The 24,303-nt window shown below is 53.9% G+C and carries 20 protein-coding genes and 1 other annotated feature; of the genes, 13 read left to right on the top strand and 7 right to left on the bottom strand.

The genetic code is table 11. The features are described from left to right. Positions 1 to 147: 147 nt before the first annotated feature. Positions 148 to 1,617, bottom strand: a complete 1,470-nt coding sequence (locus M3223_RS02415) for an aminotransferase class I/II-fold pyridoxal phosphate-dependent enzyme (RefSeq protein ID WP_353057661.1) — start codon at positions 1,615 to 1,617, stop codon at positions 148 to 150. 221 nt (positions 1,618 to 1,838) lie between these two features. After that, positions 1,839 to 2,513 carry a YktB family protein gene (locus tag M3223_RS02410; RefSeq protein WP_251558573.1) on the bottom strand — a complete coding sequence of 225 codons (675 nt, stop codon included), beginning with the start codon at positions 2,511 to 2,513 and terminating at the stop codon, positions 1,839 to 1,841. Between the two features lie 329 nt (positions 2,514 to 2,842). Between M3223_RS02410 and M3223_RS02405 the strand changes: the two genes are divergently transcribed. Next, positions 2,843 to 3,439: a hypothetical protein gene (locus M3223_RS02405; RefSeq protein ID WP_251558571.1), complete on the top strand. Its 597-nt coding sequence runs from the start codon at positions 2,843 to 2,845 to the stop codon at positions 3,437 to 3,439. Positions 3,440 to 3,800: 361 nt separating this feature from the next. Next, positions 3,801 to 5,222 (top strand): NADP-dependent phosphogluconate dehydrogenase, encoded by a 1,422-nt coding sequence (gene gndA / locus M3223_RS02400; protein ID WP_251558569.1) that lies wholly within the window; start codon positions 3,801 to 3,803, stop codon positions 5,220 to 5,222. Here the strand turns inward: gndA and M3223_RS02395 are convergent. Continuing rightward, positions 5,219 to 5,521 (bottom strand): hypothetical protein, encoded by a 303-nt coding sequence (locus M3223_RS02395; protein ID WP_251558567.1) that lies wholly within the window; start codon positions 5,519 to 5,521, stop codon positions 5,219 to 5,221. The genes gndA and M3223_RS02395 overlap by 4 nt on opposite strands. Before the next feature lie 174 nt (positions 5,522 to 5,695). On the opposite strand from M3223_RS02395, the gene M3223_RS02390 reads away from it, so the two are divergent. From M3223_RS02390 to ptsP, 5 genes are all read left to right on the top strand, one after another. Then, the gene (locus tag M3223_RS02390) at positions 5,696 to 6,238 is read left to right on the top strand and encodes a shikimate kinase (RefSeq protein ID WP_251558565.1); all 543 of its coding nucleotides are present in this window, start codon (positions 5,696 to 5,698) and stop codon (positions 6,236 to 6,238) included. A 60-nt stretch (positions 6,239 to 6,298) separates the two neighbouring features. Beyond that, positions 6,299 to 7,591, top strand: a complete 1,293-nt coding sequence (gene aroA / locus M3223_RS02385; RefSeq protein WP_251559789.1) for a 3-phosphoshikimate 1-carboxyvinyltransferase — start codon at positions 6,299 to 6,301, stop codon at positions 7,589 to 7,591. A gap of 67 nt (positions 7,592 to 7,658) precedes the next feature. Further along, positions 7,659 to 8,093 (top strand): CoA-binding protein, encoded by a 435-nt coding sequence (locus M3223_RS02380; RefSeq protein WP_251558562.1) that lies wholly within the window; start codon positions 7,659 to 7,661, stop codon positions 8,091 to 8,093. A gap of 150 nt (positions 8,094 to 8,243) precedes the next feature. Continuing rightward, entirely contained in the window at positions 8,244 to 10,139 is a 1,896-nt protein-coding gene (locus tag M3223_RS02375; RefSeq protein WP_251558560.1) for a glucose PTS transporter subunit IIA, read from the top strand. Further along, entirely contained in the window at positions 10,136 to 11,929 is a 1,794-nt protein-coding gene (gene ptsP / locus M3223_RS02370) for a phosphoenolpyruvate--protein phosphotransferase (RefSeq protein WP_251558558.1), read from the top strand. Before M3223_RS02375 ends, ptsP begins: the two co-directional genes overlap by 4 nt. Positions 11,930 to 12,009: 80 nt before the next feature. Here ptsP and M3223_RS02365 read toward each other — a convergent pair whose 3' ends face one another. Continuing rightward, positions 12,010 to 12,531, bottom strand: a complete 522-nt coding sequence (locus M3223_RS02365) for a type 1 glutamine amidotransferase domain-containing protein (protein ID WP_251558556.1) — start codon at positions 12,529 to 12,531, stop codon at positions 12,010 to 12,012. Positions 12,532 to 12,774: 243 nt separating this feature from the next. Between M3223_RS02365 and M3223_RS02360 the strand changes: the two genes are divergently transcribed. From M3223_RS02360 to M3223_RS02345, 4 genes are all read left to right on the top strand, one after another. Next, positions 12,775 to 13,188, top strand: coding sequence for a hypothetical protein (locus M3223_RS02360; protein ID WP_251558554.1), 414 nt, complete (start codon positions 12,775 to 12,777; stop codon positions 13,186 to 13,188). 55 nt (positions 13,189 to 13,243) lie between these two features. After that, on the top strand, positions 13,244 to 13,582 hold the full coding sequence (gene ytxJ, locus M3223_RS02355) for a bacillithiol system redox-active protein YtxJ (RefSeq protein WP_251558552.1): 339 nt from the start codon (positions 13,244 to 13,246) through the stop codon (positions 13,580 to 13,582). Between the two features lie 93 nt (positions 13,583 to 13,675). Next, on the top strand, positions 13,676 to 14,686 hold the full coding sequence (gene ccpA / locus M3223_RS02350) for a catabolite control protein A (RefSeq protein ID WP_251558550.1): 1,011 nt from the start codon (positions 13,676 to 13,678) through the stop codon (positions 14,684 to 14,686). After that, positions 14,683 to 15,387 carry a 5'-methylthioadenosine/adenosylhomocysteine nucleosidase gene (locus M3223_RS02345; RefSeq protein WP_251558548.1) on the top strand — a complete coding sequence of 235 codons (705 nt, stop codon included), beginning with the start codon at positions 14,683 to 14,685 and terminating at the stop codon, positions 15,385 to 15,387. The genes ccpA and M3223_RS02345 overlap by 4 nt, the downstream gene beginning before the upstream one ends. A gap of 110 nt (positions 15,388 to 15,497) precedes the next feature. Here the strand turns inward: M3223_RS02345 and M3223_RS02340 are convergent, their stop codons facing one another. Both M3223_RS02340 and M3223_RS02335 read right to left on the bottom strand, forming a co-directional pair. Next, a complete protein-coding gene (locus M3223_RS02340; protein WP_251558546.1) occupies positions 15,498 to 16,685 on the bottom strand; it encodes an acetoin utilization protein AcuC in 1,188 nt (395 codons plus the stop codon). 23 nt (positions 16,686 to 16,708) lie between these two features. Continuing rightward, positions 16,709 to 17,341, bottom strand: a complete 633-nt coding sequence (locus M3223_RS02335) for a GNAT family N-acetyltransferase (RefSeq protein ID WP_251558544.1) — start codon at positions 17,339 to 17,341, stop codon at positions 16,709 to 16,711. Between the two features lie 286 nt (positions 17,342 to 17,627). On the opposite strand from M3223_RS02335, the gene acsA reads away from it, so the two are divergent. Then, a complete protein-coding gene (gene acsA / locus M3223_RS02330) occupies positions 17,628 to 19,349 on the top strand; it encodes an acetate--CoA ligase (protein WP_251558542.1) in 1,722 nt (573 codons plus the stop codon). Between the two features lie 81 nt (positions 19,350 to 19,430). Here the strand turns inward: acsA and M3223_RS02325 are convergent, their stop codons facing one another. Next, positions 19,431 to 22,478 (bottom strand): penicillin-binding protein 1A, encoded by a 3,048-nt coding sequence (locus M3223_RS02325; protein ID WP_251558540.1) that lies wholly within the window; start codon positions 22,476 to 22,478, stop codon positions 19,431 to 19,433. 202 nt (positions 22,479 to 22,680) lie between these two features. After that, positions 22,681 to 22,940: a binding site (T-box leader), on the top strand. Positions 22,941 to 22,987: 47 nt separating this feature from the next. Here M3223_RS02325 and tyrS point away from each other — a divergent pair. Then, complete coding sequence (tyrS, locus tag M3223_RS02320; RefSeq protein ID WP_251558539.1) at positions 22,988 to 24,256, top strand: tyrosine--tRNA ligase; 1,269 nt, start codon at positions 22,988 to 22,990, stop codon at positions 24,254 to 24,256. The last annotated feature ends 47 nt before the right edge of the window (positions 24,257 to 24,303 follow it).

Raw genomic sequence — 24,303 nt, 5'->3', positions numbered from 1 at the left:
TCTGTATGATATTCATAGTTTCGTGCAGTTGATTCTGGCAAACGTCATTGACCATTTAATATATGAGCTGGAATTAAGAATGCAAAAAAAAGTACGGCAGCCGGTATGAAAACGGACTGCCGTACTTTTTATTTTCATAAGAATGTGCTAGATAATCGCATTTTCTTCCACGATAACTTTAACAAACTGGATGCTGCGGTCCTCGGGACCTTTAACCGGCAGTCCAACCTCAACGTGATCCACGATGTAATCGATGTTGGACTGGGAGATAACCTCGCCAGGAAGCAGGATCGGAATGCCCGGCGGATAGACATAGATGAATTCCGCAATAATCCGGCCGGCGGATTCTTTAAACGGCACAACTTCCGTCTCACCATAAAAGGCCTCGCGCGGCGTAAGCGAGAGCTGCGGGATGTCTGGAATTTTGACAACCAGCTCCTGCACCTCGTCAACCTGAGGATAGCGCTGCACCATGGCGCGCAGAGCGTCCAGCAGCTGGCTGACCGTATCCTCCGTATCCCCCGGGGTAATCAGACAGAGAATGTTGTACATATCCGACAGCTCAACCTCAAGGTTGTAATTGTCGCGCAGCCAATTCTCCGCATCGTATCCGGTAATTCCGAGATGTCGGACATGAATTGACACCTTGGTCGGATCAAGATCAAAAGTCGCTTCGCCTCCGAGAATTTCCTTGCCGAAGCAGTACAGGCCAGGGATGGCGTTGATCGCTTCCCGCGCTCTTTGGGCCAATTCGATTGCTTTGTCGGCCATGGCTTGTCCGTTGACAGCAAGATTGCGCCGGGACGTATCGAGCGAGGCCAGCAAAATGTAGGAAGTGGATGTCGTCGTCAGCATGCTTATAATCGTTTGCACACGCTGCGGATTGATTCGTCCCGCTTTCATATTAAGCACCGAGCTTTGCGTCATGGAGCCGCCCAGCTTATGGACGCTCGTTGCAGCCATGTCGGCGCCAGCCTGCATCGCGCTCATAGGCAGATCGCCGCTGAAGTGAATGAGCACGCCATGCGCTTCGTCCACCAGGACAGGAATGTCGTAGCTGTGCACAAGCTCAACAATTTCTTTTAAATTGGCGCAAATACCGAAGTAGGTCGGGTTAATGACAAGTACAGCCTTTGCGTCAGGATGGCGCTCCAGCGCGCGCCGCACCGAACGTGTCGTAATGCCGTGATCGATGCCGAGATTGGAGTCCCGTGCAGGAGAAATAAACACCGGACGAGCCCCAGCGAATATAATGGCGGACATGACGGACTTGTGAATATTGCGCGGCACGATAATTTTGTCTCCGGGAGAGCAGACGGAAAGAATCATCGTCATAATGGCGCCGCTTGTGCCTTGAACGGAAAAGAAGGTGTAGTCGGCCCCGAATGCATCGGCGGCCAGCTTCTGGGATTCCTCAATGACGCCTGTCGGCTGATGAAGATCATCCAGCGGGGCTATATTGATCAAATCGATCGACAACGCGTTGTCACCGATAAAATTTCGGAATTCAGCATCCGTGCCAACGCCTTTTTTGTGTCCCGGAATATGGAACTGCAGCGGGTTATTCTCCGCGTGGCGGCGGAGCGCGCTGAAGAGAGGGGTGCGGTTATGGTCCACCGTATTCATCCACAGCCTTTCAGTTTCAGGTATACAAACAAGGTTGAGTATAGCATGTACCGGGGGGATTGCAAGCCTGCAATGCGTCCATTTCCCAATCTCCAAAAAGCGGCGCTGGCATTGAAGCGGCGTGCTGAGTCAGCACAGGCAATGGAAGAAAGCCCCGCTTCCGTGCAAAGGCATCTGCGCGGTAGAACGGGGCTAATGGCACCGGTACGGAATTACTGGGCGGCCAGCTGGTAAAGAGGCATGAGCGTTTGAAAAATGGACTCGGCTTTGGCTACGAAGGCTTCGCCGTTCTGCAGCAGCGGGTCGTTGCGGTCAAGATGGATACCGCACAGCAACTCGGCCGATTTGACGGAGCGCAGGCGCTCGAATAGGCCGTGAAGCTGCTCGCCGCTCATGCTGTCGTGAAGCTCAGCTCCAGGCTGCATATGGTCGCCGGACCAGCGATAGCCTGCGCCTGAAGGCACGAGCGAGCGAATCTCTTCAAGCCGGGCAATCGCGCGTGCGGCAAAGTCGGCTTTGCCTGGCGCTTCATAAATGACGGCGAACTGGATGAAGGCATGAGTGCCCCAAAGGCCGATCTGAAAATGAGGATGCGCTTTGTAGCCGCGTTTGTTCGCGGCGAAGGCAACCCAAGTATCCTTGGGCGGGTTTACGGTGCGGCGGGCATGCTTGGCTACATGCGGGAAAAACTCCGTTCCCGAAAGCGCGGCAAGCTCTGGAGACAGCCGCTCGCCAAGCAGCTCCAGCTTCGGCCTGATGCCGGCAATGAGCGCCTCCATGCGAGGTTCCAGCCCCGGGATGCCAAATACGTCGAAATCCGACGGTCCAAAGCCTGGGAAGGCGAGGAAATTCGCGGCCGGAGCGGCCGCCGTGTCTATATATGTCATGTATGTACCGTCCTTTCCGGGCCATAAAATTAACCCTTCGCAGCGCTGCTAAAGGTCATGAGCAGCCAAACTTGTCCATATAGTATAACACAGGAGCGAAGCCGACTGGACAAGCGGGAAGGGCGGATGCGAGCACCGTCATAGGAGGGATTGACATCGCAAAGGCCTGTTTTAATGAAAGCGGTTTATTTTCAGAGGGGCAGCTGCCCTTTTCTTCAAAATTAGTCAATAAACCAAGTTGCCATCACATAAGATGGAGTATAAACTACAAGTAAGATCAAATTGTCAGAACATTTAGTCTACAATAAACAAGCAGGGGAGGGATTGCCGTGAACAAGAGCTACGAAGTGGAATATTGCAATTTGGAACTGCGATTTGACCGCCGGCAAATCCAGAATCTCATCCGCGATTTGATCCATGAAGGCTATTCCCTCTACTGGAGCGAGACAGAAGCGCAATTTCTGATTTCAATCCGTACGGGCAGGAAGCTTGTGAAGCTTCGATTCCAAAAAATGAAGAACCGCTACAAAATTGTAGGCGATTATATCATTAAAGACGAGAAGCTGTCCGAGCTGATTGAGAAGCTGATCGGTGACACGCGCGGCCATGCGGTCGTGAAACGGATGAAAGACCGTCAAATCGTCATTGAAAATATTATGTTCGGCGAAATTATCAGACTCGTGGAGGTGTCGGGGATGGAACACCGCATTATTTATCAAAAGAAGCCGGTTGTCACCCTGGAGGAAATTACGAAGGCTTTCCAATCGACCCGTGCCGAAGAGCGCGCCGCCGTCCTCCGTTACGAGCTGGATTATGAGTTATGCGTTTTGTACGACGCCCTTCAGGCAAATGACAGCAAAACGGCGGATGAAAGCCGCGAGCGTTTAGCTGTTATGCGGGGGGAAATGCTTCAATTAGAGCTGTAGCATTCGACCGAGATACATCGGTCGAGAGCTACGCGTAAGAGAGCGTAGCGTTCTTCCGGTGTAACGTAAGAGAGCTACGCGTAGAAGAGCTGTAGCGTTCCTGGACTTATGCCCATCTTATGCCGTTACCTGCTCTCAGGTGCTGCTTTGCCGCCATTATCATTCGCAGCCTCCAAGGCTCGTCCCGTTTCGGGCGCCTTGGAGGCTTTTTATCGTCCCCGCCAGCGGTTCATGCAATATTCATGTAAGCGACATTCCGCTATTGGAATCGTTCATGGTACAATTATTTGCATATCCGGTCAAAAAGGGTACACTAAGAAAAGTGTGTATCGGTATATTTCTCAGCAAAGGAATGGTAACCATGTCGAAACAACAAATCGGCGTTGTCGGTCTTGCCGTTATGGGCAAAAACCTGGCGCTTAACATTGAGAGCAAAGGCTTCACGGTGTCGGTGTACAACCGCTCCCGCGAAAAAACGGACGAGCTCCTTGCGGAGTCGCCCGGCAAAAATCTGTTCCCGGCCTACACGATCGAAGAATTCGTCGCTTCCCTTGAAGTGCCGCGCAAAATTCTGATCATGGTCAAAGCCGGCCGTCCTACGGACGCTGTCATTGACGAGCTCGTTCCGCATCTGGAGCAGGGCGACATCATCATCGACGGCGGCAACGCCTACTTCCCTGACACGGAGCGCCGCAGCAAAGACCTCGAAGCCAAAGGCTTCCGTTTCGTCGGCGCTGGCGTTTCCGGCGGCGAGGAAGGCGCGCTGAAAGGCCCGGCTATTATGCCAGGCGGCCCTGAATCCGCTTATAAACTCGTTGAGCCGATTTTGACGGGCATCTCCGCAAAAGTTAACGGCGACCCTTGCTGCACGTACATCGGACCGGGCGGCGCAGGCCACTACGTGAAGATGGTTCACAACGGCATCGAGTACGGCGACATGCAGCTCATTACGGAAGCTTACCACCTGCTGAGCTCCGTGCTTGGCCTGAACACGGACGAGCTGCACGAGATTTTCACCGAATGGAACAAAGGGGAGCTTGACAGCTACCTGATCGAGATTACGGCTGACATTTTCTCCAAAAAGGATCCGGAAACCGGCAAAGCGATGGTTGATGTTATTCTTGACTCCGCAGGCCAAAAAGGCACCGGAAAATGGACAAGCCAAAGCGCGCTTGACCTCGGCGTACCGCTGTCTATTATTACTCAATCCGTCTTCTCCCGTTTCCTTTCCGCAATGAAGGAAGAGCGCGTTGCCGCAAGCAAAGTGCTGAACGGTCCTAAGCCAGCTCCTTACACCGGCGACAAAGCGGCATTTGTTGAAGCGGTACGCAAAGCGCTGTTCGCGAGCAAAATCTGCTCCTACGCGCAAGGCTTTGCTCAAATGCGCGCGGCATCCGACGAGTTCGGCTGGAACCTGCGCTACGGCGATATCGCGATGATTTTCCGCGGCGGCTGCATTATCCGCGCCCGCTTCCTGCAGAACATCAAGGACGCATACGATCGCGATTCCGAACTGAAAAACCTGCTGCTTGACGACTACTTTAAAAATGTCGTTGAGTCGTACCAAGGCGCATGGCGCGAAGTCGTTACCGCTGCTGTTGCAAGCGGAATTCCGGTGCCGGGCTTCTCCAGCGCACTGGCTTACTTCGACAGCTACCGTACAGAGCGTCTGCCTGCGAACCTGCTCCAGGCGCAGCGCGACTACTTCGGCGCGCATACGTTCGAGCGCACGGACAAAGAAGGCGTCTTCCACTTCGAGTGGATGGATTCCAACAAAGGTTAATCCCGGTCGGGAATTAATCCGTGCAGAGCCTCGCGCAGTCTGCTGCGAAGCCGCTCCGCCTCCAGCGGACCGCTGCGCGGCGACAGCAGCAGACTCATTGCGGCTTCGGCGAAGCTCTGGTAATTTTTCATAAGACGTGGCTGCGGAAGCTCCTGCAAAACAGGGGCTCCGTCAGCCACTTTTTTTCGTATGTAGTCAAGCGCCCAGATCGCATCTTCACGGCATAACCCAACATTTGAATCCAGAATAAGCCGGAGTCTCTTTTCGGCTTGAGAGCTGGCGGAGCTGCTCTTATCCACGGCTCCTGCCTCCTTTCGGATGGTTGTTGAAGGTCCTGAGCCAAGTACGGAATCTTTCATTCTATCCTTATGATAAAATGAGATTTTTATACCCTCTGTCTAGCAAAAAATGATATGATATCCGAAGGCTTAAGCTGCAAATCGGGCAAAACTTAGGAGAGGTGTGACGGCCGCATGATATCGGAAGAAATCCATCGTAAAATTGTGTTGGTCGGTTTTATGGGCACCGGCAAATCGACCGTGGCGGCAAAAGTTGCTGACAGGCTCGGCTGGAAGTGCACGGATAGCGATTCGGAAGTTGTGGCGGAAGAAGGCTGCACGATTGCAAAGCTCTTTGAAACCCGCGGAGAAGAGTATTTCCGCGATGCGGAAACGAGAGTTTTGACCCGGCTGCTGCAGTCCGGCGAGCCTTTGGTCATTGCGACAGGAGGCGGCGCAGTGCTGCGCGAGGTTAATCGCCGATTCATGCTGGAGCGCTCCTACGTGGCTGCGCTGCAGGCGTCCGAGGCGGTAATTGTGGAGCGCGTTCGTTACGACAAGGGCAGGCCTCTGCTGGCGGACGATCCGGCAGGCAAGGTGCGTGAGCTGATGCTAAAGCGGCAGGGGGCGTATGATTTCGCTCCATTGCAGGTAATGACCGACAGCTTGACCCCCGACGAGGCGGCGGAAGCGGTCGCAGAGGGCTATCGTCTTGCTTCAAGGCTTTACCGCGCTTAAGGCTTGCAGACCATGTCAAAGGCAATGAACAATTCGACATATAGAAGGGGATCGATGAACATGGACGTACTCGTAACGCCAACACCGGAGCTTAAGGGCAGCATTCAGGCGCTCTCCTCCAAAAACTATACAACGCGTTATCTGCTTGTGGCCGCGCTTGCGGAGGGCACAAGCACGATTTACTATCCGGCTCACAGCGAAGACAGCGACGCAATGCGCCGCTGCATCCGCGATCTTGGGGCGGAGCTGACGGAAGACGAAGAGAAAATCATCATTAAAGGCTTTGGCAGCAATCCGCGCGATGTCCGCGAGCTGAACGTCGGCAACGCCGGCGCGGTGCTGCGTTTTCTGATGGCGGTAACGGCGCTTTGCCCGGATGTAACCTTTGTGAATACGTATCCTGATTCCCTTGGCAAACGGCCGCATGACGATCTGATCGTTTCGCTGCGCCAGCTTGGGGTTGAGGTGGACGATAACGGCGGCAAGCTGCCGATTACGATCCGCGGCGGAGCGCCGAAGGGCGGCAAAATTACCGTATCGGGCAACGTGAGCTCGCAGTTTCTCAGCGCACTGCTGTTCCTGACTCCGCTGCTTCCCGAGGACAGCGAGATTCAGGTGCTCGACGATTTGAAGTCCAAAGTGGTCGTCGGCCAGACGCTTGAGGTGCTGGAGCAGGCAGGCATCGTTATCGAAGCCTCCGAAGATCTGATGTCTTACCGTGTGCCGGGCGGCCAGCGTTATGCGGCGCGCACGTACCGTGTTCAGGGAGATTATCCTGGCTCCGCAGCCGTACTGGCGGCGGCAGCTGTTACGAAGTCGGACATTACGATTCACGGCCTGCCGGAACAGAGCCGTCAAGGCGAACGCGCTGTCGTTGACGTGCTGCGCATGATGGAAACGCCGCTCCAATTTGATGGCGACAACGTAACCGTTAAAGGCAACGGCAAGCTTAAAGCGGTTGAGTTCGACGGCGACGCCGCAACGGACGCCGTGCTGGCGATGGTCGCCGCAGCGGTATTTGCAGAGGGCACGTCTCGCTTTTACAACGTCGAGAACCTCCGTTACAAGGAATGCGACCGCATCACCGATTATCTCAACGAGCTGCGCAAGGCAGGCGCTGAAGTAGAAGAAAAGCGCGACGAGATCATCGTGCATGGCAAGCCGGAAGGCCTTGAGGGCGGCGTGGAAATTAACGCTCATTACGATCACCGCGTTATTATGGCTCTGACTGTGGTCGGCCTGCGCTGCCGCAAGCCGCTGTTGATCCGCGACGCTCATCATGTTGCCAAATCGTACCCGATTTATTTTGATCATCTGCAGGCGCTTGGGGCCAATGTTCAGTGGCAGGAATAGCGTAAAGCGGAGGCGAACAGGGTAAAGTAGCAGGTAGTGCGATTACGCTTATAAGGAGGACACAGCTATGGCATTTACCAATCCTGAACGGGATGATATCAAATGGCTGCTGGAAGCCAACACGACGGTTGCCGTTGTCGGCCTGTCCGACAAACCAGACCGCACCTCCTACTCCGTATCAGAGGCGATGCAGCAGAGAGGCTACCGGATCATCCCGGTTAATCCTTCGGCTCAAGGAGACATTTTGGGCGAAAAGGTATATGCGAACTTGGCTGATATCGCGGAGCCAATCGGTATCGTCAATGTGTTCCGGCGCAGTGAATTTACGCCGGATATTGCCCGCGAAGCCGTAGCGGCAGGAGCGAAGGTATTATGGCTCCAGCTTGGCGTATATAACGAGGAAGCGGCGCAAATCGCTCAAGAAGGCGGACTGACGGTTATTATGGACCGCTGCATCAAGGTGGAGGACTCTATCCTTCGTCCCGATATCCAACGGGCATAAGCTCCGTAAACGTCTACCATTCGGTCAGGCAGGCCCTCCGCGGCCTGCCTTCTTTCTTTTGACAACGGAAGGGGAAAGCGCGTACGATATTTCCGGTAGCCATAACCCGTTTTAATTTCCCGACCGAAATGGCGGAAGAGGAGGAGCAGCATGAACTTCATGGGCAAATTGCAGCAGCTCGGCCGTGCCGTCATGCTGCCGATGATTATTTTGCCCGCAGCGGCGATCTGTTTAAGCTTAAGCAATCTGCCTTGGGATGCGCTCGGTCTGCCTGCAATGGCGGATTATCTGTCCGTCGCGGGCAACTCGCTTTTTGTGTTTTTGCCGTATCTGTTCGCTGCCGGGGTCGCATGGGGCACCTCTAGCAACGGCGGGGCCGCAGCATTATCTGCGCTGGCAGGCATGTTCATCTATACGGGCATTGTACAGTTCAGCCACTTTAATATTCAGCCGACGGTGCTGATCGGCGCACTGATCGGAATGCTGGCCGGATACAGCTATGAACGTTTTAAATCTATTCGGCTGCCTGAATACATACAATTTTTTGGAGGGCCTCGTTTTGTCCCGCTGTTTGTAAGCTTTGTATGCGTCCTGTTCTCCATGCTGATGGTCGGCATCGCTCCCTCATTAAGCAAAGCGCTTGTATGGCTGGGCGACGTGGTCGCATCGGCTGGGGGCTTCGGCGTGTTTCTGTACGGATTTTTGCACCGGATTCTGGTCGTATTTGGCCTACACCATCTGCTCAACCATGTGTTTTGGTTCCAGGTTGGCGGGTTCCGCATGGATAACGGCAGCATGGTATACGGCGATTTGCCGCGTTTTTTTGCCGGCGACCCTACTGCAGGCGTGTTTATGGCAGGCTTATATCCAACGATGATGTTTGCGCTTCCGGCCATCGCGCTGGCGATCATCCAGGAGGCGCGGGAGGATCTTAAACCGAAGATTAAACGGACGTTTCTGTCGGCGGCGCTGGCTTCCTTTTTGACTGGAGTGTCGGAGCCGGTGGAGTTCGCATTTCTGTTTGTCGCTCCGTACCTGTTTGTTGTCCACGCCTTTATCTCGGGCATTATTATGTGGGTTACCTACGAGCTGGGCATTTTGCACGGCTTCTCGTTCTCGTCCGGAGCCATCGATTATATCCTGAACATGCATCTGGCAACAAAAGGCTGGCTGCTAATACCACTGGGCATCGTCGTTTTTATGCTGTATTATGGACTTTTCCGATGGGCGATCCGCCGCTTCCGGATTCCGACGCCGGGCCGGGAAGAAGGCTCCGCGCTGGACGACTGGGCGGGCGACATTCCGTATCGGGCTCCGTTAATTTTGCAGGCGATCGGCGGCAAAGACAATTTGGAGACGCTGGAAGCCTGTATTACGAGGCTGCGCATCAAGGTGCGTAACGAACGGCTGCTCGACAATGCCGCATTGCGCGATCTTGGCGCAGCAGGCGTCATCCGGCTTGGCGGAGGCAATGTGCAGGTAGTGTTCGGCACCTTCTCCGAGCTGATCCGCGAGGAAATGATCAAAACGATGCAGCGCGACCAGACCCAGGTTCATTTCAGCTCGCCGGTTCAGGGACGGATGATTCCGCTTGACGAGGTGCCGGATCCAATTTTTGCCGGAAAGCTTGTTGGCGACGGAGTCGCTTTTATACCGGATCGGGGAGAGCTTGTGGCTCCTGTTAAAGGAACCGTAATCGTGCTTTATCCTACGATGCATGCGATTGGTCTTCGCACGGAGGAAGGGCTTGAGGTGCTGATGCATATCGGCATCGACACTTCTGCGCTTAAGGATGAGGGAATTTTCAGCGCGGCGGTTAAAGAAGGAGACGAGGTAGCCGCTGGGCAGCTGCTCATTTCGTTTGATGTGCAGCGTCTGCGGACGGCCGGCAAATCGCTGGCGACGCCGATGATTATAACAAATCCTCAGCTGGTCCGTTCATGGGGTTACGGGCCGTTCAAGACGGTGAAGCGCGGTCAATCCGCTATTATGTCGGTCAGGCTTCGCGAGAGAGAGGATAGTCAGGTTGGAGGGAAACGCTCATGATTCAGGGTATTGGAGCTTCTTCAGGGATTGCAATCGGCAAATGTTTTGTGCTCCCGAACTGGGAATGGGATTTGCCCGAGCAAAAAATCGACGTCGCCGATCTCGCTAGAGAATTCGAGCGCCTTTACGAAGGCATTCGAACCTCTAAAGTGGAAATCGAGCAGATGAAGGATGAGCTGAGCGAGGTCGTCGGCCCGGCGGAAAGAAGCATTTTCGACGCCCATCTGGCGATTCTCGACGATCCGGTGTTCATGAACGAGATTCAGGGGATGATCGAGCGTCAATACAAAGCTGCAGAAGTGGCGGTCAAAGAAGCAATTGACCACTTTGTTACGATGTTTGACCTGCTGGACGACGAATATATGAAAGAACGGGCGCTGGACATCCGCGATGTCGGCAACCGGCTGCTCAAACATCTGCTTGGCGCGCCGGAAATTACGCTGCCGTCGGATACTCAGCCCTATATTTTAATCGCTAAGGAATTGTCGCCTTCCCAGCTGGCGCATCTGAATCCAAGCAACGTGCTTGGCATAACTACCTTTGGGGGAAGCATGACTTCCCATTCCGCCATTATGGCTCGTGCGCTTGGCATTCCGCTTGTCGTCGCAGCCGAGGGCAAGCTGGAGGAAACCGTTGTTACAGGCGATATGCTTATTATGGACGGGACCACTGGCGAAATTGTGTTAAGCCCGTCCCTGGAGCAGATTCGCGCCTACACCAAGCTTAAGCAGGAGCAGGAAGAGGAGCGCAACCGCCTGCGCGGCCTTGCGCATGTCGATCCGTCCACGCCGGATGGCAAAACGCTGCGTCTATCGGCCAATATCAGCTCTCTGAAGGAGCTTGAATTGGCGCTGTCCAGCGGAGCCCATGGCGTAGGGCTGTTCCGGACGGAATTCCTGTACATGGACCGGACGCGCTTCCCGAAGGAAGAGGAGCAGTTTGAGGTTTACCGCAGCGTAGCCGAAAAGCTGGAGGGCGGCTCGCTTGTCATTCGAACGCTTGATATCGGCGGCGACAAACATCTGGATTATTTTGAGCTGCCGGAAGAAGAGAATCCGTTTCTGGGCTATCGGGCGATTCGCATCAGCCTGGACCGCAAGGATTTGTTCCGGACGCAGCTGCGGGCGATACTTCGGGCGTCACACTACGGTAATGTGAAGGTGATGTACCCGCTTATTTCGTCGGTGGAAGAGGTGCGGGAAGCGAACCGCGTGCTTCAAGAAGCGATGGAGGAGCTTAGGCAGGAAGGCAAGCCGTTTAATCCGAGCATGGAAACCGGCGTTATGATTGAGCTGCCTGCGGCGGTGATGATAGCGGAGCTGCTTGCCCGCGAGGTGGATTTTTTCAGCATCGGCACGAACGATCTGGTCCAGTTCACGCTTGCCGTTGACCGCATGAACGATAAGATTTCCCATCTGTACGAGCCGTATCATCCCGCTGTGCTGCGCATGCTTCGCACAACCGTGGAAGCGGCGCGCCGGCAAGGGATTACGGTAGGCGTATGCGGGGAAATGGCGGGTGATCCCGCCGCGCTTCCGGTCTGGCTCGGTCTTAACGTGGACGGACTTAGCATGTCGTCCCATTCCATTCTTCAGGTGAAGGAAAGATTGCTCCGCACGGGCCAGGAGGAGTGCAGGGCGGTGCTGGAGCATATTATGGCAAGCAGCACGGCCTCTGAAATCAAGCGTCATCTGCGGGAATTCCGGACTGAAATTGATCTGCGGGATGAGCAGGAGGAACAAGAGGAGCAAGCGCGGATCGCCAGCGTTTCGGATTCTATTTGCAACTAGGGGATTAAGCAAGCTGCTTTCTGAACAGAAACAAGAGCCTTGCCAATGCGGCAAGGCTCTCTTATTTTGCAATGAAGCGATTACCCTTTTAATGCGTCTACAAAAGCTTTTGCGTATGGAGGAAGATCCGGCGGACGGCGGGCGGAAATTAAGTTGCCGTCAACAACAACCGCTTCGTCGTACCAGACAGCGCCTGCATTTTCCATATCGTCGCGAATGCCGGGAGTGGAAGTTACTTTACGCCCCTGCAAAATTTTAGCCGAGACGAGCACCCAGCCGGCATGGCAAATCTGTCCGATCGGCTTGCCGCTGCGGTCCATTTCCTGGACGAGACGGAGCACCTCGGGGTAACGTCGAATTTTGTCGGGAGCCCAGCCGCCCGGAACGAGCAATCCGTCTACGGACGCCGCGTCGATTTCTTCATAGGAAAGATCGGCTGTTGCCGGAACGCCGTATTTGCCAATATGGGTTTTGCCCTTTTGCGGTCCGGCGAATTCAACGGTTGCGCCTTCCTCGCGCACCCGGTACACAGGGTACCAGAGCTCCAAGTCCTCGAATTCGTCATCCAGCAGGCAGATGACACGTTTGCCTTGCAGAGTCATTCTGATCATTCCTCCTCTTTCGGCTATTGTAAGGGAGGAACGAGGACAAAATCAAACCTTGTCAAGCCGCTGAGAAATTGGTTCCGTTTACATAAAATGCTTGCAAAATGTCAGCAGGAATTTTCTCGAAATAGGTCGAAGTAAGGAGGAGGCTGTAGATAAAAACCTGTACGGCCGTCCCGGAATCGCAGATAATGGATGAAAGACTGCGATGCCCTGCTGATGATGAAGGAGTGGACCAACATGCATAAAATCTGTAATTGCGGCCACACAATGAATATGAAGCTGCGCACGGTAATTTACTCGGGCAAGGTCGAAATCGACAATGTTCCGATCTATTCTTGTTCCTCTTGCAGCCGCAGCGAGGTGCTGCCGGAAGTGAAGCCGGACCTGACAGGCCTGATTGGACAGTTGGGCGAGGAGCCGGCCAAACAGACTCTACTGTTTAATGAGCTCAATGAATGGGCAGATTTATTAGTAGAGGCTTGTTCGAACCGCAGAACGCCGGATTTGACCGCTGTCCAGCAAATTATCGACGAACGTATCGATTCGCTGCTTGAGCTGCTGCTGCTGGCCGGTTCGGTAGGAGACGAGGCTTGGAGAAGCGAAATCGAGAAAAGGCTGTCCCAGCTCAGCCGCTTCACGATGCATACATAGGACGGCCGACACTCTGACAGCGAGACTGAATTACACAAGAGGAGAGTGAGAAGCGATGAGTTATACTTCCCTTCAAAATATAGAGGATTGGAACGAGGTTGTTGAGCGTTCCCATCAGAAGCCGGTGCTTGTGTTCAAGCACAGCACGCGCTGCAATATTAGCGCGGACGCGCATGCGGCTTGGGAGCGGTGGATGGAAAGCGCCAAAGGGGAATCGGTCGATACAGCGCTGGTGCGCGTTGTTGAAGAGCGCCCGGTATCCAATGCGATTGAAGAGCAGCTTGGCGTGAAGCATGCTTCTCCGCAGGCGATTCTAATTAAGAACGGCAAGGCCGAGTGGCATACGTCCCACTGGCATATCACTGAGGCCTCGCTGGCCGAGAATGTGCGCTGACATTGCATCAGACCCGTATTTATCGTATGATTACCGTAACATAAAGGGGTATTTTCCCGCCGTTAAATTCATCAAAATTGGAGAGAAGGAACCGTGACTGTAACCATTTACGATGTTGCAAGAGAAGCGGGAGTGTCGATGGCTACAGTCTCCCGCGTTGTTAACAACAATCCCAACGTTAAACCGCAAACCCGTAAAAAGGTTTATGAAGCCATTGAACGGCTCGGCTATCGCCCGAACGCCGTAGCGCGCGGTCTCGCTAGCAAAAAAACGACGACCGTAGGCGTCGTTATTCCCGATATTTCCAACTCTAACTTTGCAGAGGTTGCCCGCGGCATTGAAGATATCGCTAACATGTACCACTACAATATCATTCTCTGTAATGCGGACAAGCGCAAGGACAAAGAAATTCGCGTCATCAACACGCTTCTGGAGAAACAGGTCGACGGTCTGCTGTTCATGGGCGGAGCCGTGACCGAGGAGCATATCCAGGCGTTCAAGACGGCGAATGTGCCGGTTGTTCTGTGTGCAACGACCGATGAGGATAACAAAATTCCTTCGGTCGATATCAACCATGAGGAAGCGGCTTACGATGCCGTAAAAACGCTGCTTGCTCAAGGCCACACGGACATCGCTATGATTAGCGGCACCCTTCAAGACCCGTCCAACGGTTATGCCCGTTACCAAGGATACAAGCGGGCTTTGGAGGAAGCGGGAATTCCGGAGAGCGAAGATTTTGTTCGCGTTGGCAATTACCGTTACGAATCCGGCGTTGAAGCGATGAACCATTTCCTTAGCTTGGACAAGCATCCTACGGCTGTTTTTTCCGCCACGGACGAGATGGCGATTGGTGCGATTCATGCCATTCAGGACAAAGGGCTGCGTGTGCCTGAGGATATTTCGGTTATCAGCGTAGACAACAGCCGCATGGCTTCAATGGTGCGTCCGCAGCTGAGCGCAGTTGCGCAGCCGATGTACGACATCGGCGCCGTATCGATGCGTCTGCTGACCAAGCTCATGAAAAAAGAGCCGGTGGAGCAAGCGAAAGTTGTGCTTCCGCATGAAGTCGTAAGCCGTCAATCCGTAGGAGCGCCGAAAGCATGAAGTACGGCACGATCGGTATTATAGGAGCGATGAAGGAAGAGCTTGAGCTGCTGTACAGCAACGCTCAGATGGAATCCGAAACGGTTAAGGCGGGGATGACTTTCCGCCGCGGCACTCTTCACGGCCAGCCTATTATCGCTGTTCAATCGGGAGTGGGCAAGGTTAACGCTGCGGTATGCACGCAGGCGCTGATTGATCTCGGCGCGGATTGCGTGCTGTTTACCGGCGTTGCCGGAGCAGTGGACCCGGAGCTTAATATCGGCGATATCGTCGTATCCACCGCTTGCGTCCAACACGATATGGATGTGACGCCTCTAGGCTTCCAGCCTGGCGTCATTCCGTACCAGGAGATTTCGACGTTCCCGGCGGATCCGGAACTGGTGGAGCTGGCTGCAGCAGCAGGCTCGCGCGCAGCGAAGGGCAAAGCGGTCCGCGGCATTGTGCTTTCAGGCGACCAGTTCATTGCTAGCCGTGAGAAGGTGCAGAGCTTGAGGGAAGTATTCCAGGGAGCCTGCGCTGAAATGGAAGGCGCGTCGCTGGCGCAAGTATGCCATATGAACGCGATTCCTTACGTCGTCATCCGGTCCATGTCCGACCAGGCTGACGGCATCGCGCATATGAATTTTGCCGAATTCACTGTGCTTGCTGCGAATCAGTCTTTTGCCGTAATTGATGATATGATTCGGAGCTTGAAGAACTAATTTATTGAATGCAAATAGCCGCCGTTCCCATTTATGGGAGCGGCGGCTTTATTTATGGGCTGGCCCATGGCAGTGGGCTGCAGCCTTAGGCTGCGCCCTAACGAGTCAGGTTAGAAATCCTGAGCCGATGTCTCCCACACAAGCCGATTTTGCCGGGTAATCTCCTCGCGCCTCGGCATCGGGTCCCAGCTGTTCGTATCGTCCAGCCAGTCCGCAGGCAGCTGCACGGATGATTCAGCCTGCCAGCGCTCCAGCCAGTCCGCAGGCAGCTCAACAGGCCCTCCGGCTGCTTCTGCCGCAGCCAGCCGGGCAGCAAGCGGATGCTCCGACATCACAAGCCAAACGAGCGACCAGGCTCGCGGAACGACGCGCCAGAGGTCGTAGCCGCCGCCGCCGAGGGCAACCCAGCGGCCGCCGCATAATTCGTGGGCTAGCTCATGGATAAGCTTTGGCATCTCCAAATAAATTCGCATGCTGCAATGAATATGGGATAGCGGGTCAAAGGCGTGCGCGTCGCAGCCGTGCTGGCTCACAATCAGATCCGGCTTGAAGGCGCGTGCGATACGAGTGACGGATTCCCTGAAACATTCCAGCCAAGATTCATCCTCTGTGTAAGGCTGCAGAGGAATGTTGCAGCAAGCGCCAAAACCTTTGTCCAGTCCTTTCTCATGCGTGAAACCCGTGCCGGGAAAGAGGAATTTGCCGGTTTCATGAATGGAGTAAGTGAATACGTCGGGGTCTTCATAAAAGGCGTATTGAACTCCGTCCCCATGGTGGACATCCGTGTCGATGTAGAGAACGCGGGCATTGTACTTCTTCCGAACGGCGGCAATAGCGATTGCAGCGTCGTTGTACACGCAAAAGCCCGAGCCATGGCCGGGAAAAGCATGATGCAGTCCGCCGCCCATATGGTAAGCATGCAAGGCGCGGCCGGACATGACCGCTTCGGCGGCTGCGACGGAGCCGCCTGCAATTGCGGCTCCGGCATCATGCATGCCAGCAAAAAAAGGAGTATCCTCCGTCGTCAAGCCGTAACGGCCGGCCTGGCGTAACGCTTCGGGCTCCGGTGCAGGTTCGCTCAGCCGTTTGACGGCGTTAACATAATCAGCCCGGTGTATGCGCTCAATTTCCTCGTCCGAGGCGGGATGCGCTTCCATGATGGCGTCGGAGGGGAGAGCCCCGGCTGTTTGCAGCAAACTCTCCGTCATCTCCAGCCTAAGCGGATTAAATGGATGCTCTTCGTTGAATTTATAAAGGTTTGCGCCAGATGAACGCATATAAACGGCTTTATCCTTCATGCATGCCCTCCTGAATCAATCAATCAGTACATGAACCTTTGCCTGAAGCGCACCCGATCAAACTGCTCTACCGAGCTGAGAGGAACGTTTTTCCCGATTCGCACCATCAAGCAGTTGGCAGGATGGGAACATATTTCGGGATCGTCCGTTGCAAACCACACCATGCCGACCGATTTCATTAGCTTCTCCATCATGCTCCGGTATTCCCAGATGCCAAGACCGGTGCCTTCAAGATCCCAGTGCCAATAATATTCCGTTGTATACACGATATAGTTCTCCAGCTGTTCCTGCGCAAAAGCATGCTGAATCATTTGTTTTCCAAGTCCAATCGAACGATATTCGGCGGCAACCTCCACGGCGCCCAGCTCGATAAGATCCGTCATTCCGCCCTCGGACCAGCGCTCCATCTCATCCGGATAATGGAAGGTGACATATCCGACGATGGTATCGCCATGGCGAGTCGCTATAATACGGCCTTCTTCGAGGCCGGCAATCTCAACAAGAGCCTCCAGCTGATCCTTCGGCCTGCGGAAGGCGTCAAGCCCGGGATGCATCGTATAACCGGCAAGCCGGGAGGGCTCAATCGGCCCTTCCAGTACGAGCTCATGCTCTCTAAAAGGGACGATAAGGGAATGGTAACGCTTGATATGCTCCAACGTTATCGCTCCTTTAATGCGTAATAGCTTCCTTGTAAGTCAGGAGTCAGGTAGCCTCCTTACACTTATAGCAGAAAAAATGCTCGATGAAAAGAATAAGAGGAGTATGCCAGGGAAAGGCGCTTAACGCAGGCGTTTGGGATAATAGGGTAAATATAGATGAAAAGTAGGCGCATACATTTCCATATGATATACTACTAAAGTGATGGACTGACGTTTCACCTATTGTTTGAAAGCGTATTCGATTGGAAGAATCACACGATGACGACGATGGAAGGTGATTAGCATGTCGATTGACCACCAGGAAAGAGTAAACGTAACTGCTGCTTCTCCGAACATGAACAATTATGAAGAAACCTACGCCTCCTTTGATTGGAGCGAGGTAGAGAAACATTTTACGTGGCATGAGACAGGCAAAGTGAACATGGCGTATGAAGCGATCGACCGCCATATCGCGGAAGGAAGAGGCCAGAAGATTGCTCTTCATTACAGCGATCCGCAGCGGGACGAGTCCTATACGTATGAACAGCTCAGCCTTCTGTCGAATCGATTTTCCAATGTACTGCGCAAGCATGGCTTGAGCAAAGGCGAGCGCCTGTTTATTTTCATGCCTCGTACGCCGGAGCTGTACGCCGCATTGCTTGGCTCTCTCAAAATGGGCCTTGTTGTAGGTCCGTTGTTTGAAGCATTTATGGAGACGGCAGTGAAGGACCGGCTGCTTGACAGCGGCGCTTCCGCTATCGTCACGACTCCTGCTCTGCTGCCGCGAATTAAGCGCGACGAGCTGCCGGAGCTTAAGCATATCATTGTCGTTTCAACCGAGGATGCTCCTGAGGGAACTATTTCTTATAGAGACGAAATGGCAGAGGCATCGGAGGAAGCGGAGATCGAATGGCTTGACCGTGAGGACGGTTTGCTCATTCACTATACTTCCGGTTCCACAGGCAAGCCTAAGGGCGTTTTCCATGTCCAAAATGCGATGCTGCAGCATTATCATACAGGCCGTGTCGTTCTGGATTTGAAGGAAGACGACGTATACTGGTGCACCGCAGATCCGGGCTGGGTAACGGGAACGTCCTACGGAATTTTCGCTCCGTGGCTCAATGGCGCAACCAACGTTGTACGCGGCGGGCGTTTCAGTCCCCAGGATTGGTACCGCACGCTGCAGCGCTTTGGCGTTACAGTGTGGTACAGCGCTCCAACGGCATTCCGCATGCTGATGGGGGCCGGAGACGATGTTGTATCCCAATTTGATCTGTCCAGTCTGCGCCATGTGCTCAGCGTCGGCGAGCCGCTCAACCCGGAGGTTGTGCGCTGGGGGTTGAAGGTATACGGTCAACGAATTCACGATACATGGTGGATGACGGAAACCGGCGCCCAGCTGATCTGCAACTATCCGGCGATGGAAATCAAGCCGGGCTCCATGGGCCGTCCGATCCCGGGCGTGCAAGCAGCCATCATTGACGATGCCGGCAACGAGCTGCCTCCTTACCGGATGGGCAACCTTGCCGTACGTACGCCTTGGCCTTCCATGATGCGCAAAATCTGGAACAACCCGGCTAAATACGAGGAGTATTTCCGTATTCCAGGCTGGTACATTTCCGGGGACTCCGCTTATCAGGACGAAGACGGCTACTTCTGGTTCCAAGGCCGGATCGATGATGTAATTAATACATCCGGCGAGCGGGTTGGACCTTTCGAGGTTGAAAGCAAACTCGTGGAGCATCCTGCCGTTGCCGAAGCCGGCGTAATCGGCAAGCCGGACCCGATGCGCGGCGAGATTATTAAAGCGTTCATTTCGCTTCGTGAAGGCTTCGAGCCTTCGGATGAGCTGAAAGCAGAGATTTCCAAGTTTGTTAAAGAAGGGCTGTCCGCTCATGCATCGCCGCGTGAGATTGAATTCAAGGACAAGCTTCCCAAAACGCGCAGCGGCAAAATCATGCGCCGCGTGCTGAAAGCATGGGAGCTGAATTTGCCTACCGGTGATCTTTCTACGATCGAGGACTAATCATTTATATCCCAATAACAAAAACAGGCGCCCTCCCGCAATGGGAGGCGCCTGTTTTTGTTGCATTTGTTGCCGTTCGTATTAGTTGGCGTTCCAGGTGACAGCGGGAGAGTATCCCGATTCTCCTGCGGCATTAACGGCGGTAATAATGAACGTACCTGTTGTGATCGGAGCGACATATTCAAAGCTTGTAGCTGCTATTGATCCGAGACTCTGGTAGTTCCCGTCGTTGGCGGCGCTGAAGTAGATCTGATAATGTGTAACGCCTTCGGCAGCGCTATTCCCATTCCATTGAAGCTGAACTCCGGAGCCGGTGCCTGTCACGCTTAAGCCGGTCGGGCTGGAAGGCGGCTGAGTTTGATCTTGGCCGTTGTCGCCGCCGGGCAAGCCCGGATCCAATGTTCCGCCGACGCTGACCAGCTGGCTGCGGCCCGATTCACGACCGGCTACATCTACAGCTGTCACATAATACGACGCCCCGTTGATCCCTGAGTTATCCGTAAAGCTTAGCGCATCGCCGGTAAGAATAGAGCCGCCGAATTTGCTGAAATCACCGCCGCTGGAGCGATAGAGACGATAACCGACAACATCTTTCTCCGGACTTGCGGAGAAGGAAATCCGATATGCTCCGCTAAGTGCCTCAAGGGCAACGTTTGACGGTGCTGAAGGAGCGTTGCCGTCATCTTTTCTCGGGTCGATGAGCGATGGAGCTTCTTTGTCCGCATCCAGAGGAACAAAGTAGGAGAGAGGTTTACGGAACTGAGCCGGCATCGCTGCTTGAGCCCTTTCAATCTCTTTCATCAGCTCGCCTAACGGCTTCTCGCGGCGAATCGTCGTTTCCGTGTAAACAAAATCGGAAGGTGTTCCTTCCTGTGCAATGTAGTTAACACCGTTGTACTTGATGAAGCTCATCGCTCCAAGCACGTCATCAACTTTAACCGGCACGTATTTCTTGTTGAACCAGTCGGTCGTAAGCATGCCGTGGGCGCGGTTAAGACTGCTTGGCAGCAAGCCGCTGACGCTTGATACGGTTGCTCTTGTCAAGCCGTCCGGTTTTGGGAAGTCCTTCGTTTTGAACAGCTCTGGGCGATCTTTGACCGAAGCGTTCATAATTTTGGACCAGAGTGCCTGCGGCCGCTTGCGCGAATCGCCAACAAGCGTGTTTTTCTGTTCCTTGTAGCCAACCCATACTCCAAGAGTTACATCCGGAGAAAACCCGACAAACCAGACGTCGCCGTAATTTTGGGTTGTGCCGGTTTTGCCGGCAATTGAAATGTCGCCATACGATTTGAAGCTGCTTTTAATGCCCCTTGCCGTACCTCGGCCGTCGGATATAACCGTACGCAGCATGTCTCCCATAAGGAAGGCTGTTTGCTCGGAGTATACCTGTTTCGGCGATACTTTATGCTCATACACCATTCTTCCGTTGGCATCAACAATTTTGCTAATCATGAATGGATCATTGTATTTGCCGCCGTTCGGAATTGAAGCATAAGCATTGGTCAATTCCTCAACGCTCACGCCTTTGCTCAAACCGCCGATGACGCCTGTTTGCGCCGATTCGTCGCTTGGCTGCAGCGTGGTTATGCCGAGTGAGCGAGTGAAATCCCATGCTTTTTTAATCGTCACTTCATCCAGAAACAGCTTAAGCGCGGGAATGTTAAGCGAGCGGTTAAGAGCGTCGCGTGCCGTTACCAGTCCGTAGTATTTATTCGTGGAGTTTTTCGGAATATGGTAACCTTTGCCGCCGTCTTTAAGAATAATCGGCGAATCGTCGATAACGCTGGCCGGCTGCACCAGCCCCGCCTCAAGCGCAGGCAAATAGGCGGCGATCGGTTTCATTGCAGAGCCAGGCTGGCGGGTCATCTGCGTCGCATAGTTCATTTGCTCAATGTTGAAATCGCGGCCTTCCATCATGCCTAGAATGGCGCCTGTGCGGTGATTAATCATAATTGCCGCCGCTTGCTCGGGACCTTTGGACTTGCTCGTTGGTCCGAAGTTGTCGGGATTGCTGGCGATTTCCCGCATGTCATCGTAAATCACTTTATCAATTGTGGTATGAATCCGGTAGCCGGAGCGGAGCAGCTGCTCGCGGGCGTTCTCCAGAATTTCGGAGTTTTCGCTTTTGTACAAATCAGCCTTTTTGAGCTTCGGATTTTGCATAAGCGCAATAATTTCTGCCGCTTGCCGTTCTGTTTCCAGCATTAAGTAAGGATAGGTGTTGTATGCCTTTTCCTTTTTTGGCGCCAGCGTGCTTTTAATATTAAAAGCAACGGCTTCATCATGTTCAGCCTGAGTAATCCGGCCGGTCTCAAGCATGTAGCTCAGAACCCTCTTTTGCCGGGCCATCGCTCGTTCAAAGCCTTTTGGATTAAATTCCCCTTTGCCGTTGAAGGCCGAATAGGCGGAAGGGAGCTGCGGCAAGCCCGCCAAGTAGGCGGATTGCGCGAGATTGAGCTGCTTAAGATCAGAAATGTTAAAGATACCGATAGCCGCCGATTTGATGCCGAACAAATTGTAGCCGGTCGAACCGTTGCCAAACGGCATTTTGTTCAAATATGCGGCAAGAATCTGATCCTTCGTTAAATAACGCTCCATGCGCACAGCAAGCAAAATTTCTTTGAATTTACGGCTGTCTGAACGGTCCAAATTCAGGAATACGCGACGCGCAACCTGCTGGGTGAGCGTGCTTCCGCCCGTTTGAGTATCCTCGTTGAGGAGCTTTTGCTTAATGGCTCGTCCGAGGCCATTGTAATCAACGCCGATATGCGTGTAAAAATTGTTGTCCTCCGTCGCCAGCAAGGCGTCGATGACAGATTGGGGAATATCTTTTAGCTGGGCCAGCCTTCGGTCTTCATTTGTTCTTAACTGGCCAACCTGAGTTTTCCCGTCATTAAAATAGACAAATCCAGTAAGAGCATTTTCGTTCACTTTAGTTTCCAGCTCGTTGCCTGGACGAACGGGATCATCTTTGACAAGAGCCGCTACATATCCAGTAGCAACGCCGCCTGCAAGCAGAACCCCCGTAATGCCGAAAATAAAAAGCCATTTGGTCGTAATCCAGACGACAAGGCCGAAAGTCCTCCAGCCGCTTCGCGGCTTGCGGGGCTGTTCCTGCTCTTGAGCCATATCTACGTATCCTCCTCTAATTAAACAGAGTTATTATACCACAAGCGCCTATATTCGGCACGAATTAGGGGATTCTAATCTTTATTGCAGGTTATTTGTCTGATTATGCCCTAAGTGTGCAGTTGACACGCCATGGTACGTCATGATATAACTTGCTTCAACAAAATGCTCCCTCATGAAAATGAGCGTTGAGCGCATATCTTGAACGGCATGGATAGGCATCCAGTAGCCGGACGCAAGGAGCGATTCAGAGAGCCGGTGGGTGGTGCGAACCGGCGCGCAGCGTCTGGTGAATTACCGCCTTGAGCCGGCCGGATGAAGCTGCAGCGCAGTATGTAGTCCGGTCCCGGAAGAAGTCTTCCGTTATCTGCAACGAAGTGGGGGCGTCCCGCTTTTCCCGGCAGGGGAGAAGCGGCGCTCCAACAAGGGTGGTACCGCGAGCTGATCCTTCTCGTCCCTTCGGACGAGAAGGGTCTTTTTTTTTATTTTTTCAAAGGGAGCTGTGTATTATGACGAATGACATCAACCGTAAGCTTACGGAGGAGCAAAAAGCCGAAGTGCAGCGCCAGCTCGCGCTGCTGACCCGAGGAACGGCGGAGATTGTGCCGGCCGACGGCCTGCGCGAGAAGCTGGAGCAGTCGATTGCCAGCGGCCGTCCGCTGAAGGTTAAGCTGGGGCTTGATCCCTCGGCGCCTGACATTCACATCGGCCATACCGTTGTGCTGCAGAAGCTGCGGCAGTTTCAAAGCTGCGGCCACCATGTGCAGCTGATTATCGGTGATTTTACGGGGCGGATTGGCGATCCAACCGGGAAGTCGGAGACGAGAAAGCCCTTGTCCGAGGAGGACGTCCAGCGCAATGCGCGTACGTACCAAGAGCAGATTTTTAAGGTGCTGGATCCTGAACGGACAACGCTCTACTACAATTCTGAGTGGCTGTCGCCGCTTCAGTTCAACGATATTCTTTCCCTTGCGGCAAAGCTTACGGTAGCCCGCATGATGGAAAGAGACGACTTTACGAAACGGTACCGTTCGGGGCAGCCGATCAGCATTCATGAATTTTTCTACCCGCTCATGCAGGGCTACGATTCCGTCGCTCTGGAAACGGATATCGAGCTTGGCGGAACGGACCAGACCTTTAACGTTCTAATGGGCCGCCATTTGCAGAAGGAATACGGCAAGCAGCAGCAAATTGCGATGACGATGCCGATTATTGAAGGGCTTGACGGCGTTCAAAAGATGAGCAAAAGCTTGGGCAACTACATCGGCATTGACGAAGAAGCGGGAGAGATGTTCGGGAAATCGATGAGCATTCCTGATGAGCTGATGCCTAAGTACTTTACACTGGCGACCGATTTTTCGGACGATGAGCTAAAAGCGGTGCTGAGCGGGCTTGAGGACGGCTCGCTCCATCCAATGGAAGCGAAGCAGCTGCTGGCGCGCACGCTCGTCCGCCAATACCATGGCCCGGAAGCTGCAGATGCCGCACAGGCAAGATTCCGCGAGGTGTTTCAGGAGCGGGTTCTGCCGGAGCAGATCGATGAAGCGGTGCTCCCGGCCAGCGAGCTCGTTAACGGAACCATCAGGCTTGTCCGTCTGTTGACGGTGCTTGGGCTGGCTGGCTCCGGCAGCGAGGCTCGCCGCAGCGTTCAGCAAGGAGCGGTCCGGCTCGGCGGAGAGAGGCTGGATGATCCGTCCGCCGAGCTGACTGTTGCCGACGGCGATGTGCTTCAGGTAGGCCGCAGGCGCATTATGCGAATCCGGCTGGAGCAGTCGTAAAAAAGCTTAGTTGTCAAATTTTCATTGAGCTGAAACATTTTCCGGCT

Origin of the sequence: Paenibacillus pasadenensis, from assembly GCF_023715725.1 — a bacterium.
GTDB lineage: Bacteria > Bacillota > Bacilli > Paenibacillales > Paenibacillaceae > Paenibacillus_O > Paenibacillus_O pasadenensis_A.
This window is presented reverse-complemented; position numbering and strand designations above follow the sequence as displayed.

Coding starts and splice junctions, on each gene's coding strand:
- M3223_RS02410 (WP_251558573.1), bottom strand. CDS start 2,513: ATGACATATATAGACACGGCGGCCGCTCCGGCCGCGAATTTCCTCGCC.
- gndA (WP_251558569.1), top strand. CDS start 3,801: ATGTCGAAACAACAAATCGGCGTTGTCGGTCTTGCCGTTATGGGCAAA.
- M3223_RS02390 (WP_251558565.1), top strand. CDS start 5,696: ATGATATCGGAAGAAATCCATCGTAAAATTGTGTTGGTCGGTTTTATG.
- aroA (WP_251559789.1), top strand. CDS start 6,299: ATGGACGTACTCGTAACGCCAACACCGGAGCTTAAGGGCAGCATTCAG.
- M3223_RS02380 (WP_251558562.1), top strand. CDS start 7,659: ATGGCATTTACCAATCCTGAACGGGATGATATCAAATGGCTGCTGGAA.
- M3223_RS02375 (WP_251558560.1), top strand. CDS start 8,244: ATGAACTTCATGGGCAAATTGCAGCAGCTCGGCCGTGCCGTCATGCTG.
- ptsP (WP_251558558.1), top strand. CDS start 10,136: ATGATTCAGGGTATTGGAGCTTCTTCAGGGATTGCAATCGGCAAATGT.
- M3223_RS02365 (WP_251558556.1), bottom strand. CDS start 12,531: ATGACTCTGCAAGGCAAACGTGTCATCTGCCTGCTGGATGACGAATTC.
- M3223_RS02360 (WP_251558554.1), top strand. CDS start 12,775: ATGCATAAAATCTGTAATTGCGGCCACACAATGAATATGAAGCTGCGC.
- ytxJ (WP_251558552.1), top strand. CDS start 13,244: ATGAGTTATACTTCCCTTCAAAATATAGAGGATTGGAACGAGGTTGTT.
- M3223_RS02345 (WP_251558548.1), top strand. CDS start 14,683: ATGAAGTACGGCACGATCGGTATTATAGGAGCGATGAAGGAAGAGCTT.
- M3223_RS02340 (WP_251558546.1), bottom strand. CDS start 16,685: ATGAAGGATAAAGCCGTTTATATGCGTTCATCTGGCGCAAACCTTTAT.
- acsA (WP_251558542.1), top strand. CDS start 17,628: ATGTCGATTGACCACCAGGAAAGAGTAAACGTAACTGCTGCTTCTCCG.
- M3223_RS02325 (WP_251558540.1), bottom strand. CDS start 22,478: ATGGCTCAAGAGCAGGAACAGCCCCGCAAGCCGCGAAGCGGCTGGAGG.
- tyrS (WP_251558539.1), top strand. CDS start 22,988: ATGACGAATGACATCAACCGTAAGCTTACGGAGGAGCAAAAAGCCGAA.